This window comes from Novosphingobium sp. CECT 9465, assembly GCF_920987055.1.
Classification (GTDB): Bacteria; Pseudomonadota; Alphaproteobacteria; order Sphingomonadales; family Sphingomonadaceae; genus Novosphingobium.
In genome coordinates this window covers 3,348,933-3,361,282 of record NZ_CAKLBX010000001.1, presented here as the reverse complement: position 1 = coordinate 3,361,282, position 12,350 = coordinate 3,348,933, and the positions used below count along the sequence as shown (strand labels likewise).

The 12,350-nt window shown below is 60.5% G+C and carries 10 protein-coding genes and 3 pseudogenes; 5 read left to right on the top strand and 8 right to left on the bottom strand.

The annotated features are described in order from the left end of the window. Positions 1 to 48 precede the first annotated feature (48 nt). The 6 genes and pseudogenes from ltrA to LUA85_RS16265 all read right to left on the bottom strand — a co-directional run bounded on the left by ltrA (position 49) and on the right by LUA85_RS16265 (position 5,576). A complete protein-coding gene (gene ltrA, locus LUA85_RS16290) occupies positions 49 to 1,578 on the bottom strand; it encodes a group II intron reverse transcriptase/maturase (protein WP_008828485.1) in 1,530 nt (509 codons plus the stop codon). 637 nt (positions 1,579 to 2,215) lie between these two features. Then, positions 2,216 to 2,895: pseudogene (locus tag LUA85_RS16285) on the bottom strand (IS3 family transposase); the annotation flags it as partial. Between the two features lie 51 nt (positions 2,896 to 2,946). Beyond that, positions 2,947 to 3,585, bottom strand: a complete 639-nt coding sequence (locus LUA85_RS16280) for an SDR family NAD(P)-dependent oxidoreductase (RefSeq protein WP_231471330.1) — start codon at positions 3,583 to 3,585, stop codon at positions 2,947 to 2,949. Beyond that, positions 3,513 to 3,851 (bottom strand): hypothetical protein, encoded by a 339-nt coding sequence (locus LUA85_RS16275; RefSeq protein ID WP_231471328.1) that lies wholly within the window; start codon positions 3,849 to 3,851, stop codon positions 3,513 to 3,515. Before LUA85_RS16275 ends, LUA85_RS16280 begins: the two co-directional genes overlap by 73 nt. A gap of 82 nt (positions 3,852 to 3,933) precedes the next feature. Further along, a complete protein-coding gene (locus LUA85_RS16270; RefSeq protein ID WP_231471326.1) occupies positions 3,934 to 4,659 on the bottom strand; it encodes a hypothetical protein in 726 nt (241 codons plus the stop codon). An 89-nt stretch (positions 4,660 to 4,748) separates the two neighbouring features. Beyond that, entirely contained in the window at positions 4,749 to 5,576 is an 828-nt protein-coding gene (locus LUA85_RS16265) for an SDR family NAD(P)-dependent oxidoreductase (RefSeq protein ID WP_231471324.1), read from the bottom strand. 720 nt (positions 5,577 to 6,296) lie between these two features. Between LUA85_RS16265 and LUA85_RS16260 the strand changes: the two are divergent. Continuing rightward, a pseudogene (locus LUA85_RS16260) lies at positions 6,297 to 6,722 on the top strand (GntR family transcriptional regulator); the annotation flags it as partial. 21 nt (positions 6,723 to 6,743) lie between these two features. Beyond that, positions 6,744 to 6,962 (top strand): hypothetical protein, encoded by a 219-nt coding sequence (locus LUA85_RS16255; RefSeq protein WP_231471315.1) that lies wholly within the window; start codon positions 6,744 to 6,746, stop codon positions 6,960 to 6,962. 172 nt (positions 6,963 to 7,134) lie between these two features. On the opposite strand, the gene LUA85_RS16250 is transcribed toward LUA85_RS16255, so the two are convergent. Both LUA85_RS16250 and LUA85_RS16245 read right to left on the bottom strand, forming a co-directional pair. Next, positions 7,135 to 7,815 (bottom strand): TetR/AcrR family transcriptional regulator, encoded by a 681-nt coding sequence (locus tag LUA85_RS16250; RefSeq protein WP_231471306.1) that lies wholly within the window; start codon positions 7,813 to 7,815, stop codon positions 7,135 to 7,137. An 89-nt stretch (positions 7,816 to 7,904) separates the two neighbouring features. Next, the gene (locus LUA85_RS16245) at positions 7,905 to 8,744 is read right to left on the bottom strand and encodes a metal-dependent hydrolase (protein WP_231471304.1); all 840 of its coding nucleotides are present in this window, start codon (positions 8,742 to 8,744) and stop codon (positions 7,905 to 7,907) included. A gap of 844 nt (positions 8,745 to 9,588) precedes the next feature. On the opposite strand from LUA85_RS16245, the gene LUA85_RS16240 reads away from it, so the two are divergent. The 3 genes and pseudogenes from LUA85_RS16240 (at position 9,589) to LUA85_RS16235 (ending at position 12,296) form a co-directional block, all read left to right on the top strand. After that, positions 9,589 to 10,872 carry an aromatic ring-hydroxylating dioxygenase subunit alpha gene (locus LUA85_RS16240; protein WP_231471302.1) on the top strand — a complete coding sequence of 428 codons (1,284 nt, stop codon included), beginning with the start codon at positions 9,589 to 9,591 and terminating at the stop codon, positions 10,870 to 10,872. Positions 10,873 to 11,148: 276 nt separating this feature from the next. Further along, a pseudogene (locus LUA85_RS21740) lies at positions 11,149 to 11,417 on the top strand (epoxide hydrolase N-terminal domain-containing protein); the annotation flags it as partial. A gap of 12 nt (positions 11,418 to 11,429) precedes the next feature. Further along, positions 11,430 to 12,296, top strand: a complete 867-nt coding sequence (locus tag LUA85_RS16235) for an alpha/beta fold hydrolase (protein ID WP_371823731.1) — start codon at positions 11,430 to 11,432, stop codon at positions 12,294 to 12,296. Positions 12,297 to 12,350: the final 54 nt, after the last annotated feature.

Here is a 12,350-nt window from a genome sequence, read left to right as displayed (position 1 = left end):
CCCCTCCCCGAACCGTACGTGCACCTTTCAGCGCATACGGCTCTCTATTCAACCTTGGTCCAAGGCCATGGCGACATCACGATAGCGGGAGGTGACGGTGTTTCGGAGCTCGTCCCGATAGATGTAGGGATTTCGCTCCGGATTCCGCCACCGGAACTGCATCTTCTGGCTTGTGACCAGTCGTCGCAGCGCCTTGCCGACGGCATTGCCCTGATTGCTTCGACCGTAGACCAGCCACGTCTTCGATTGGCCGGTTTCCGGCATGCGGTACCATTTACGCATCAAAGGCTTGATACGGGACCGGTACTTCTGCGCCAACCAGTGCGCCATTTTCCAGAACACGACGGTGTCGATGCGCCGGAATGTGCGCGCCGTGAAGTCGGTGAACCTGTAGAACGCAGCCCATCCCGCCAGCTGGCGGTTCAGACCGTCGATCATGTCCACCGCGGCAACCTCATGATTGCCGGAGAGAGCCTCGACCAATCGGCGAGCGAAGGTCTTGGCCTTCTCCTTGGGTATCGTTGAGACCACGGACATGCGTCCGCTCGATCCCCGCCTGCGGATAATCCGGTGCCCGAGGAACACGAACCCGTCGTCGACGTGGGTGATATGGCTCTTGTCCATATTCAACGTCAGCTTCAGGTCGTCTTCCAGAAAGGCCCGGCATTCCTCGCGGATGGCCTCGGCATGTGCCTTGGTGCCCTTGACGATGACAACGAAGTCATCGGCGTAACGGCAGTAGGCGACAGCAGGTTTCCATTGCCGGTTCTCGCGAACCGTGATGGGGCGCCCCTGCTGGATGCCGAAGTTCCATGCCCAGCGATCCTTTCGCGCCTTGTCGCTCAGGTATTTCGCCTCCAGCCACGCATCAAACTCATGGAGCATGATGTTGGACAGGAGCGGCGACAGCACGCCGCCTTGCGGTACACCTTCGCTTGAGGCGACGAACAGGCCACGGTCGACGTGGCCCGCCTTCAGGAATCGCCAGAGCAGATCAACAAACCGATCATCCCGGATTCGCCGCCGAACGCAGCGAAGCAGAAGCCGGTGGTGGACCGTATCGAAGTAGCTCGCCAGATCACCTTCGATGATCCAGCGGCCCCGCGCTCCGGCACCACTATCCTGCAACTGTATCTTCACGGTCCGGACAGCGTGATGCACGCTGCGTTCCGGCCTGAAGCCGTAGGAGAGGCGATGGAAGTCGCTTTCCCAGATCGGCTCCATGGCCATCAGCATCGCGCGCTGGACGATGCGGTCTTTCAGGGTCGGGATACCAAGTGGTCGTTTCTTGCCATTGGCTTTCGGGATATAGATTCGCCTGACCGGCTGCGGGTGATAACTCCCCGTCAGCAAGTCCGTTCGCAGACTGGCCAGCTGTTCTGCCAGTACGGCCTGCATCCGTCGCTTGTCCATTCCGTCGATGCCCGGCGTATTGGCGCCACTCGACGCCAGCACGATCCGAGCCGCCTCGGCAAGCCACGCCCGATCGGCAATGAGCCGGAGAAGGCGATCGAACTTGCGGTTCTGGTCGCTCTCGGCCCACGTCGCGAGCTTGTGCTGCATTTCGCTGATTATCAAAGGTCTTCACCTCGTTTGGTCAGGTAGTTTGCACTTCAAGCTGATTGAACTGTCCCCCTTCGCCATGTGACAGGCTTTCCCTGTCGCGGACTACTACGGGGACTCCGCCAGCACGGTGGACATCGGGGCCAACTCCCTTGGCATTCCATCATGCCTTCCCTCGTTCATATGCTGGACTTTCGCGCGCTGGGGAGGCTGCCGGTCGCAGTCCTTGTCCTTGCGTCCCGCAAGTCGATGCCGATGCCATGGCCTGGCTGCATTCTCTCCATGGCTCCATGCGGACGGGCTACATTTCCGGCCACATTCGGATGTCGCCGACATACGTCTCCGGCGCCATCATCAGCATTCCGCCTGTTAAGCCGTGTAGGCGAAGGCGACATTTCAGCCCTCGGATGCGGATTAACCGGTTCGTGTTCCTCAACCTTCCAGCGCTACAGCCTCGGGGACCATCTCGGCGTAACGGCTTCGCCTCAATCCCCTTTACCTGCGGGCTACGTCACCCTGCCAGTTGACGGCAGGTCACCGCCGCTTGGGCTCATGCCCCCTCACAGCAGAGGGCAAGGCATTCGTTCAGTTCCTCCTTTCTCCTTTGCATTCCAGTCATATGCACCCCGGACCATCCGGGACGAGGCGCACTGTAGCTGATGTCGGTTGCCCAGACCTGGTTGGGCCGCACGATCGGCAGCTTGCGCAGCAGATAGGGGTAGATCTTGTGACCTGGCTCAGGCTTCGACGTGTTCGGCCGGCGATAGATGGCCTCGATCGCCATCTTCTTCATCAGCGTGGCAACATGTTGGCGGCCGATCTCGATGCCTTCCTGCCGCAGCAGATCGCGCAGCATCCGGCTCCCGGCGAACGGTAGCTCGAGGTGCAACTCGTCGATCCGCCGCATGATCGCCAGATCGGCCTCCGAAACCGGCCGCGGCAGGTAGTAGACGCTGCCCCGGCTGATCCCCAACTCCCGCGCTTGCCGCGTCACTGGCAGGTCATGCGAACGATCGATCATCGCTTTGCGCTCGGCAACAGACCGGCCTTCCCGAGCGCGCCGGCCAAAAAATCATTCGCCAGCGTCAGCTCGCCGATCTTGGCGTGCAGCGTCTTCACGTCGATTGCCGGCTCGGGTGAATCCGCCGCGCTATCTGCTCCGAACACGCCCGCCGCGCCATCCAGCAACTGGCTGCGCCACATCGTGATCTGGTTCGGGTGGACGTCAAACAGCTGCGCCAACTCAGCCAGCGTCTTCTCGCCCTTCACGGCAGCAAGCGCCATCTTCGCCTTAAATGCCGGGCTGTGGTTCCGGCGGGGTCGTCTGCTCATTTCGTCTCCTGTCATGCGGCCACTCTGGCCGCCGTCAGGCAGAAAATCCTCTTAGCACCCTGTCCAGATTCTCAAGGCCTCCTCTGTGAGGTTGTGGACCGCCACCTTCGACGCGCCATAAGCCGTCTGCGCGAGATCGCCCTGAAGCGCCTTGGGCGATCCGGTGGTGATCACCGAGCCGCCGCCTTGGGCTATCATGTGCGGAATCGCGTGCTTGGCGCAGAACATCGGCCCCTTGACGTTCACCGCCATCGTGCGGTCCCACAGGTCGCCGTCCATGTTCACCACATCGACGTCGCGGGTGATGATATCGGGCCCGGTCATCGCCGCATTGTTGTGCAGCACATCGATCCGGCCATACGTTTCGAGCGTGAACGCGACCATCGCGCGGACCTGCGCCTCGTCGGAAATGTCGGCGGAATAGGGCTTGGCATCGCCGCCCGAGGCCACGATCTGGGCCGCGACCTTCTCCGACGAGCGGCTCTGGCTTCCCACCACCACCCGGGCACCTTCACGCGCGTATTCGGCCGCACAGGCGGCGCCGATGCCCGAACCAGCGCCATTGATCAGGATGACCTTGTCTTTCAGACGTCCCTCGCGCTCTTCCCCTTGGCTGGTTATACGATGGTGGCGAGCACGCGCGGATGGAACGGCAGGAACGCACCGTTCGCGCGCACTTTTTCGGCCCACGCCGGGTCCGAGATCAGCGAGTGACCCGCCCCGGCAAGATCGAATTCGCCGGCCGCGATTCGCTCATTGAGTTCGGGCGCGCTTTTGACTGCAGGGTGATCACGCCTCCGCCGATGCCGGCGCGACGAAGATGATAGGCGTCCGCCGTTTCTGACCGAACCCCGCCGGGCCAGCCCACCCAGGCCATCGGGGACATCACGATCCAATTGCGCTGCGTTACGCCACGCATCGCCGGAGGGAGAAAGATCCCGCCGACAGTCGTTCATGTCTTGCCCTGCGATAGGCACACGCTCTTGATCGCACCGGACCGAAAGGCAGCTGCCTCGCGAGAGGAAAATTTGCCGCGCGTTAGCCCAGGACTGCGCCGGACAGCACTTTCACCTTATCGGCGGTGAACGTTATTGCACCGCCGCTCGCGCCAAATTTGACGATGTCGGTCATCATGTTGGCAGCATGGCGCGGTTCGCGATAAGCATCCGACAGATCCTGGAGCGAAGCGAAACCCACATCGGCACACATGGCCATCAACCGATGGCTGGCGATGCGCAGGCCCTGCGTGGGCACGCCATAGATCGCCCGATAGCGCAGTATGAAAGCCATGAACTCCTTATAGCCCGAAAAGAAGGCCAAGTGTTCGTGCAGCCAATAATCCTGCGCTGCCTCCAGACTGAGATCGGGCCGAGGCTGCCCGGCGACGATCCGCTTGACGGCTATTCCGGGCTTGTCGAACGCATCCACAACGTGCCCGATCCAGCTTGCGCATGCCGCGATATCAATAATGCCCGAAGCGATAGCCTGCACGGCGGGATCGGCTGAGATGGCGTTCGCCGTGACAACGGCTGCCGGTAGAGTATCGAACCACAATTCCGCTACACCGTCGAAATCATTGCAGGCGATCCACAGAAACTCTTCCGGAATATGGTCGAACGGCAGGTTTACCACATAAGAGCGAACGGAGCGGCGAAACTGCGGGTTGGCCATGATCGCCTCGCTCAGCGCTCCGGTCCATTGAGTAACGAAATCCCCGCGGCTCACGCCGGGTGCGCGGCGAAGAAATGTGGTCAATCGGAACATGCGAAAACCCTCTGCTGGCGGATGTCTGCTGAACAAGCTAGGTAGCGAAAGGCAGCTCCCAACTGATATGATGCTGGCTACCTCCGCAGTCAGGCATGGCGCGCCTTCATATCCTGCCAAAATGTCGCTTCGACATCGGCTACATGGGCAAAGTGCGCGCGGATTCCGCCATCCACCGAAATGATCTGACCATTGATATATCGCCCGTCATCCGACGCCAGCATGGCGACCACGCCCGCCAGATCTTCCGGCCGTCCGATGTTCGGGCTCAACACGTGGCGCATCAACATCGCATAGCGATCGTCGTCGCAGGCTTCGGAGGCCGCGGGTGTGACAACGATACCCGGCGAAACGACATTGCAGCGCACGCCGCGCTTGCCGTACTGGGTTGCCACGTACATCGTAAAATTGTTGATCGCCGCCTTCGAGGCCCCGTAGGCAGGACGATAGAGATCACCTGTGAGACTGGCCCCCGAACTGGTGTTGACGATGGCCGCATCGCCCGACGCAAGCAGTGCGGGCAGAGCATGCTTAGTCGCCAGCATGGTGCCGCGGGTGTTGGCATGGAAGATGCTGTCCCAGACGGCCGGGTCCATAAATTCAACGGCCATATCCTCGTCGAGATGCCAAGGGCGCATGTCGGCGGCGTTGTTGTGAAGAACGCGCAGGCCGCCGAAGTGGTCCACTGTCGTTGCCACCATGGCACTGATGCTGGCGTCGTCGTTAAGGTCCATGCGCACGGCGATGGCAATGCCGCCGTCATCCCCGATGCCGTGTGCGACCGTTTCCGCACCGGGCAAATTGATGTCCGCTACCACCACCGAAGCACCTTCGCTGGCTAGGCGCCGCGCCGTGGCCGCCCCGATACCCGATGCTGCGCCCGTGACGATGGCGGTACGACCGTCGAATCTGCGCATCTGTAATCTCCCGTCTCAAGGCGCGTTGGCTCGCGTCATTCTTGTTCCGGCATGCCAGAAAATGGTCCATGTTTGCCAGAAAATTGATTGGTTGCTGGTTCCAACCGCGGAAGCGAAGCAGGGGTGGCGCTGGTGGCCAATGTCACACGATAGGCGCCGACTTGCTGCCACGCTTTCAACTTGCCATCGCCCGAAGACATCGCTGTAGCACAATCTGCGGCCGCTAGGGGTCGCCGCTGAGTGTCATTTAGCCCCTCGTGGGATCGGACTGACTTTCGACACCCCGTTTGCAGAAGGTACCGCAGGATCAAGGACCGGTTCGTCCTGATGGTAGCCAAAGTTGTCGCAATGTCATTCCAATTTGTCGCCCCAGCAAAATCCATATGCCAAGCAGTCTCGCGAGCTTCCGTCCGGACGAGCAGCAGTTCGACAAGTCGGGCGACATGCTCTCGTTTGCGTCCGCTCAATGACTGCACGCCCCAAGAGGCGATGCTGTTGGAATCCGAGCGCAATTGACAATGCCGGTCGCGATGTTGCTAAGGCATTGTCCGACAGGTTTTCACATACATTCGGCGCGCGCGGTGCAAGTCCCGGCCCGGGCGCGGAGCCACACGGCGGAACTTCGGAAAGCAGGGACAAGGCACGGATGAATGCATTGGTCGAGAATTCCGACAGTCCGGAGGTGTTAGAGGGTCATGACCAGAGCATCGCGCTTATGTACAGATCCGTGCCGGGTTAATTTCCTGCCGATTGAAGCCATGTTCGCGGCTCAAGATCGCTCAGCTTCAGCGCGATCTCAATATCAGCCAGGCTACCGCGCGCGAGGGCCTGTCCCGTCTTGCGGCAGAGGGGCTGGTTACCATCGAGCGTAACAGCGGCTTTCGTGCGGTGCCGATCTCGGCAGACGGCTTTCGCGAACTGGCCGAGGCCTGCCTTACCATTGAATTGCCGCTATTGCGTTCGTCGATCGCCCGCAGCGATTTTGCTTGGGAGGGGGCGCTGCTCTCAGGCTACCATATTTCCTCGCGGGTGCTGGGCCAAGTGGGGGAGGACGAGATGAGCATGGATGACTATGTGTGCCATCGCGAGGATTTTCAACGTATTTTGTTCTCGAAGTGCGAGAACCGGTGGCTGCTTCGCGCTTGATCGCAGCTCTATGCCCAACAAATGCGGTATCGTCACACGTTCCGCGAACTCGCCCGTTATGAGCGACGACTCAGCGAAGACTATCGAAAGTTCCTAGATGCCGTGATCGACCGCAAGGTCGAAGAGGCTGTCGCGCTCTGGCAGGAAAGCCACGACAAGGTGGTTGCCTTTATCGAATCCAATCTCGGACAGGCAACCGCCTCGGTATTGCGTCAGTGCCCCTTGGCAAATGGGTTGTAGCACTGGGCAGCGACGCGCTGCGCAGCCAGCATGCCCCGAGGCTACATCCGGTTGAGCCGAATTCTCAGATGCTTCGCTGCTCAAAACAGGACCAAAAAACGGCAGCAATCGTGTGGGCGCTTCCAGTGATTTTGACTTTATAGGAACTCAGCGTGCCGGTCAACATGGTGACTTAGGCAGGCACACTCCTTACGAAGGCAACGATAGCGTCGGCAACAACATCTCGCGTGTTCGCAGCATTCTCCAAATCCGGGATTCCAAGATGCAGCGGCCCCAGCAGGCTAGACATGGTCGAATAGCCAATGGTGACAATCAGGGCGTGGAAGAACAACCCTTCGGCGGACAGGTCTGGACGGAACTCACCCCGTGCGACGCCCGCGCCTAACACCTGCCGCAATGGCTCGAGCAGATCGTCTTCCCGCCGCCGTTCGAGTGAGCGACTGCGCCGGATTTGCTGCCCGCCGCGTACCACCTGATCCAGGATCAGGCGGCCTGTCTGCGGATTTGCGAGATAGAAATCGGCATAGCGCAAGGCAAACTGGCGGATAGCCGATACGGGATCTCCGGATTCAAATGGAGGATATTCGAATTTTTCGAAGAACCTGCGCGCCATCAGAAACAGCGCCTCAAAATAGAGCGTCTCCTTCCGCCCGAAGTAGTGATAAACTAGCTTGGTGCTTACGCCTGCGGCGCGGGCGATTTGCTGCATTGTCACGGCTTCGAAGCCAAAACGCGCGAATTCAGACAGCGCAGCCGTCACAATCCGGTCGACCGAGGTTTCGTTGTCGGCCGACGGACCTATAGATTCGGTTGGGCCCAACAAGCTTTCAGGCAAGGCTTCGGACGTAGACATCGGACATTTCCCGAATGAGGCAAAGATGAATCCGGGATCCCGGCGCAGGATCAGATGTGGCGCGTGCCAGCCGGTGCTTCCCGATCCGATCAGGCCAGCGCGGGTCGCGTCACGATCGGCACCGGCGCATTGTCGCGCGCCAGCACTTCGCTGACCCCGCGCGGCGGCTGGCGTTTGGCGGGATCGTACCATGGCGAGAGGATCGCCCGGAGATGCCTGAAGAAATGCTTGCTCGCCAATTTGGTCACCTGCTTCTCACGGGCCTTGGACGCTGCGAGCTGCTCCGCAGTCATGCCTTCGCGCTCGCGCGCCAGCAAATACTTGCCGATCTTGTTGATGTTAGACAAGATATGTGCAGTAGCGAAAAAGAAGCCATAGATCCTGACGAAATAGGCCACTGGTCCCCGCCCATAAAGTGCCGTGTAGACTGAATGAACCACTTCGCGGTGCTCATATTCCTCGGCCAAATGCCACTTCCAAAGAGCTTCGGCGCGCGGGTCCGCACCTGCCCACAGCTCGTCGAAATCCTCGAAGAAACAGGTCGTGGGGATGGCACTCATCGCCTCGAAGCCCTCGCAGTAGGCCACGTTGGCCTGCAGCGACCGGGTCTTGAGGAAGCGGTTGTAGTCCGCCTCGTAGGCCTTTGCCATCGGCTCGATCTCGGGATAGTGAGCGAACAGCATCTTGTTGAACGCCATATGCTGCTTGCAGTGCTGCATTTCCTGAAGGTTAAACAGGCGAATCTGCTCGTCGATTACGCTCTGATCCGGCCGCAGCCTCTTGCGCGCCTCGATCATCACCTTGACCAGAAACGGTTCGAGATAGGCCGGGCAGATCGACGCTGCGTTGTAAAGCTGCGCAAATTCACGGTTTTCGGCCCAGCGCGGACCGATTTCGGTGAAGTCGGCTTCAAGGGCGCGGACTTTCATTGTATTCTCCCAAACTCGGCGCCAAGCATTTGGCTGCGCGCCAAATAATGCATGATATGGCTTTATGTGTCCGGATTCGCAAGGGGTGCGGTCGCGTCTGCCGTTTGTAGTAGGCGGGCCGGTACCGTGCGCCTTGCGGAGGTTAGCCGACGAGACGGTGGCCCGCACTCCAATCTGGTCGCTGGGCTTTGAAATGTCGCGCGGGGTGCAAATGATTGACCCAATGGCAAAAGCTACGGTTTATGCGCGGGCAGGCCCGGCCAAAAGGATACGCCGGCTATCCAGCCAGCTCCGGACAGCGCAGGCGAGGGCATTTCGTACAATCATTAATGTATATCAAGATAATGCACGGATTATGATCTGGGGGGGGGGATTGGAAGCGGGTTCCAAAGTACGCGATGGACTCTGTGAATCTTCATGCATAGCTTCGCATCGGTCGCGAAAACACAATTTAGGCGTGTGGCCCAGCCTCGACGGATGGTGCAAATGCCTGCTGGCGTTTACGCCGATCCTAGCCCGGCGGGCATGGGCGACGGCCTAGGAAGGAGAGGTGAACCCGGATGAAGATCGAATCCGACGGAACCACGGTAGCCAACTTCTGGCAAGCAGCAGCGCAGCTTGGCCGTGAGAGTATATTCAGTGTGATTGGATCTTTCATTGAGCGGGTGTGGATAGCGCGCAGCAACCGGCTGCGCAGGTCGTGTGGTGCTTTCGAGTCGTTCATCCTGCATCCTCGGAGCAATGCTCGCGTGCTATGGAGGCCATAGCCTTTTGATGCGAGGGCTGCCGGATTTCCTCCGGTTGCCAACATTTGAACCCAAGACCAACCTTACAGGAGAGACCTGTGTTCGCTCTGCCGAAATTCGAACCGCAAAACTTTACCCTGGGCAGCGGCACGCTGCAGCCGGACCCGGTGATCATGTCCACGGGCCATGTCGATACGGCGGTCTACACGTCGCCGGAGCGCTTTGCCGCCGAAACCGAGCTGTTTGGCAAGGTGTGGCTCAATATCGCGGACGTGGCCGACGTGGCCAATCCGGGCGACTGGATCGTCAGGGATGTGCACTGCCGTTCGGCCTCGGTGCTGATTTGGCGCGACAAGCAAGGCAAACTGCGGGCGTTCCACAATATCTGCACTCATCGCGGAATGAAGCTGGTGTGGGGCGAAAGTGGCAACAGTCTACGATTTTCCTGCCCATACCACGCATGGGCCTTCGGCGCCGATGGCAGACTGAAGGCTGTCCCCGATGAGGGGTGTTTTCCTGGACTGGACAAAGAGGCCTCGGCTCTGCGACCGGTCAACCTAGGCGTGTGGGAAGGGTTTATCTTCATAAACCTCGATCCGGAGCCCCGCCAGACTCTGGCTGAATACCTAGCGCCCGTCAGCGCGCGGTTCCAGAACCTGCCGTTCAAGGATTTTCCCCACCGCGTCACGATGAAACAGGTGATCGACACGAACTGGAAGCTGGGGCTTGAGGCGCAGAGCGAAAGCTATCACATCCGGGCTCTGCATTCGCGCACAGTGAGCGGAATGGTGTCGACCACTGCCAATCCGTTTTGCCATCCGTTGTTCTGGGAGGCGCTCGGCCAGCACCGGACTTGGTCGACTGCGATCAATCCCGAATACGAGTTGTCTGACACCCGCCCGGTGCAGAAGTATTCGTTCCTGCACTCGGCTCAACTGGTCGGCGCGACGGATGCCGATCCGACACAGGAAAAGGCTGACGGATTCAACGGGAGGGAGGCCATCGACCGGGGAGATCCGGCTAGTTGGGGCTCCGATCAGATGGTACTGTTCCCCCATGCCCAGATCAATGCCGGCTCGAATGGCTGCTGGTTGAACCGGTTCCAGCCCATTTCGCCAGACCGGTGCGAGTGGGAAGCGGTCTACTATTACCGCACGCCCAGCTCCCACAGCGAGGTCTTCTCGCAGATTTACGCGCTTGCCTTCAACCGCGATACGCTGATCGAGGACAATGGCGCGATCGAGCGCCAGCAGGCCGTGCTGAAATCTGGCGCGGTGCCCTATATCCAGTTTGGCGAACAGGAAATGATGTGTCGCCACAGCGCCGCGGTCGTGCAGGGTGCAGTCGATGGACTGATGCCGATTGCGGTCGCCGCAGAGTAGCTAACTGGCGCGCCGCCATGCGTATCGTGCGCGTGGGGGCGAGCAGGGCAAGGCCTCTGATGCCTTGGCTGGGAGTGTCCCAAGCGGCATGGCCTTCGCAATAGTCCCGCATCGTTTATAACGGGGGAAAGATCCGCTCTATGCCCGCACCGCAGATGCTGAGCAGCGCGGAAAGGCCCGAATTACTCAATTCTTTAGTGGCGGCGCGCCTACACGCTACTTATCCGCTTGCCGCGGTAAGGGTTGTGCGGCGTTCGCGCCCGCAGGGGAGAGGCCGTGTCCGTTTCGATCAGTGAATTCACACTTGCGATTGCCCAAAGCGAACTCGATGATCTTCGGCAGCGCCTGCAACGTACCCGCTGGCCGGAACCCGAAGCGACCGGCGATTGGAGCCAGGGGGCGCGGCTGACGAAAGTGCAGGCGCTGTGCGACTACTGGGGCAAGCACTACGACTGGCGGCGCTGCGAAGCGCGACTCAATGCCCTGGGCCAGTGGCGCACTGAGATCGACGGGGTGGGCATCCATTTCTGCACGTCCGCTCACCCCATCCCGGCGCAATGCCGCTGCTGATAACTCACGGTTGGCCGGGTTCCGTGGTGGAATTCCTGAAAGTGATCGGGCCGCTGACCGATCCGGTCGCACATGGCGGCGATGCGAGTGACGCGTTCCACGTTGTCGCCCCTTCGTTGCCTGGCTTCGGCTTCTCGGACCGACCCTCGGGACCGGGCTGGGGGATCGAACGCATTGCCAAGGCCTGGGCCGAATTGATGCGGCGGCTGGGTTATGACCAGTATGTCGCGCAGGGCGGAGACTGGGGTGCCGCAGTGACCACCCAGATCGGCGCGGACCGGCCTGACGGATGTCTTGCGATCCACCTCAATATGCAGATCGTGTTGCCGGAGCAAAACGATCTCGCCGATCTGACTGCCGCCGAGCAACTGAGCCTCGCCAACATGCAACAGCACCAGGCAAATGGCAGCGGCTATGCCGCGATCCAGGGCACCCGGCCGCAGACCCTGGGCTACGCCCTGACGGATTCGCCGGCCGGGCAAGCGGCGTGGATCTTTGAGAAGTTCCATTTCTGGACCGACCACGACGGCGATGTTGAAACCGTGTTGTCGCGCGACGAGATGCTCGATGCCATCATGATGTACTGGCTGCCCGCCACGGCCGCATCGTCGGCGCGCCTGTATTGGGAGGCGGCGGACTTTTTCCGGCGCATCCCCATCGCCATGCCGGTAGGGGTTAGTATCTTTCCCCGGGAGATCTTCCGGCCTTCGCGTCGATGGGCGGAGCGGGCCTATTCCAATATCATCTACTGGAACGAACTGGAGCGCGGCGGGCACTTTGCCGCCTTCGAACAACCTGATCTGTTCGTGCAGGAGCTGCGCGCCTGCTTCCGCGCCCTGCGGCGCAAGGTATGATCGTTCTGGCCTAGCCGGCTCTTGCGTGCGGGGCGCAGGGCCGGGGTTGCCAAG

What these genes read in the sequence shown, in the direction of transcription:
- LUA85_RS16245 (WP_231471304.1), bottom strand. Translation starts at nt 8,744, where the DNA reads ATGAAAGTCCGCGCCCTTGAAGCCGACTTCACCGAAATCGGTCCGCGC.
- LUA85_RS16235 (WP_371823731.1), top strand. Translation starts at nt 11,430, where the DNA reads ATGCCGCTGCTGATAACTCACGGTTGGCCGGGTTCCGTGGTGGAATTC.
- LUA85_RS16270 (WP_231471326.1), bottom strand. Translation starts at nt 4,659, where the DNA reads ATGTTCCGATTGACCACATTTCTTCGCCGCGCACCCGGCGTGAGCCGC.
- LUA85_RS16250 (WP_231471306.1), bottom strand. Translation starts at nt 7,815, where the DNA reads ATGTCTACGTCCGAAGCCTTGCCTGAAAGCTTGTTGGGCCCAACCGAA.
- LUA85_RS16265 (WP_231471324.1), bottom strand. Translation starts at nt 5,576, where the DNA reads ATGCGCAGATTCGACGGTCGTACCGCCATCGTCACGGGCGCAGCATCG.
- LUA85_RS16275 (WP_231471328.1), bottom strand. Translation starts at nt 3,851, where the DNA reads ATGAACGACTGTCGGCGGGATCTTTCTCCCTCCGGCGATGCGTGGCGT.
- LUA85_RS16255 (WP_231471315.1), top strand. Translation starts at nt 6,744, where the DNA reads ATGCGGTATCGTCACACGTTCCGCGAACTCGCCCGTTATGAGCGACGA.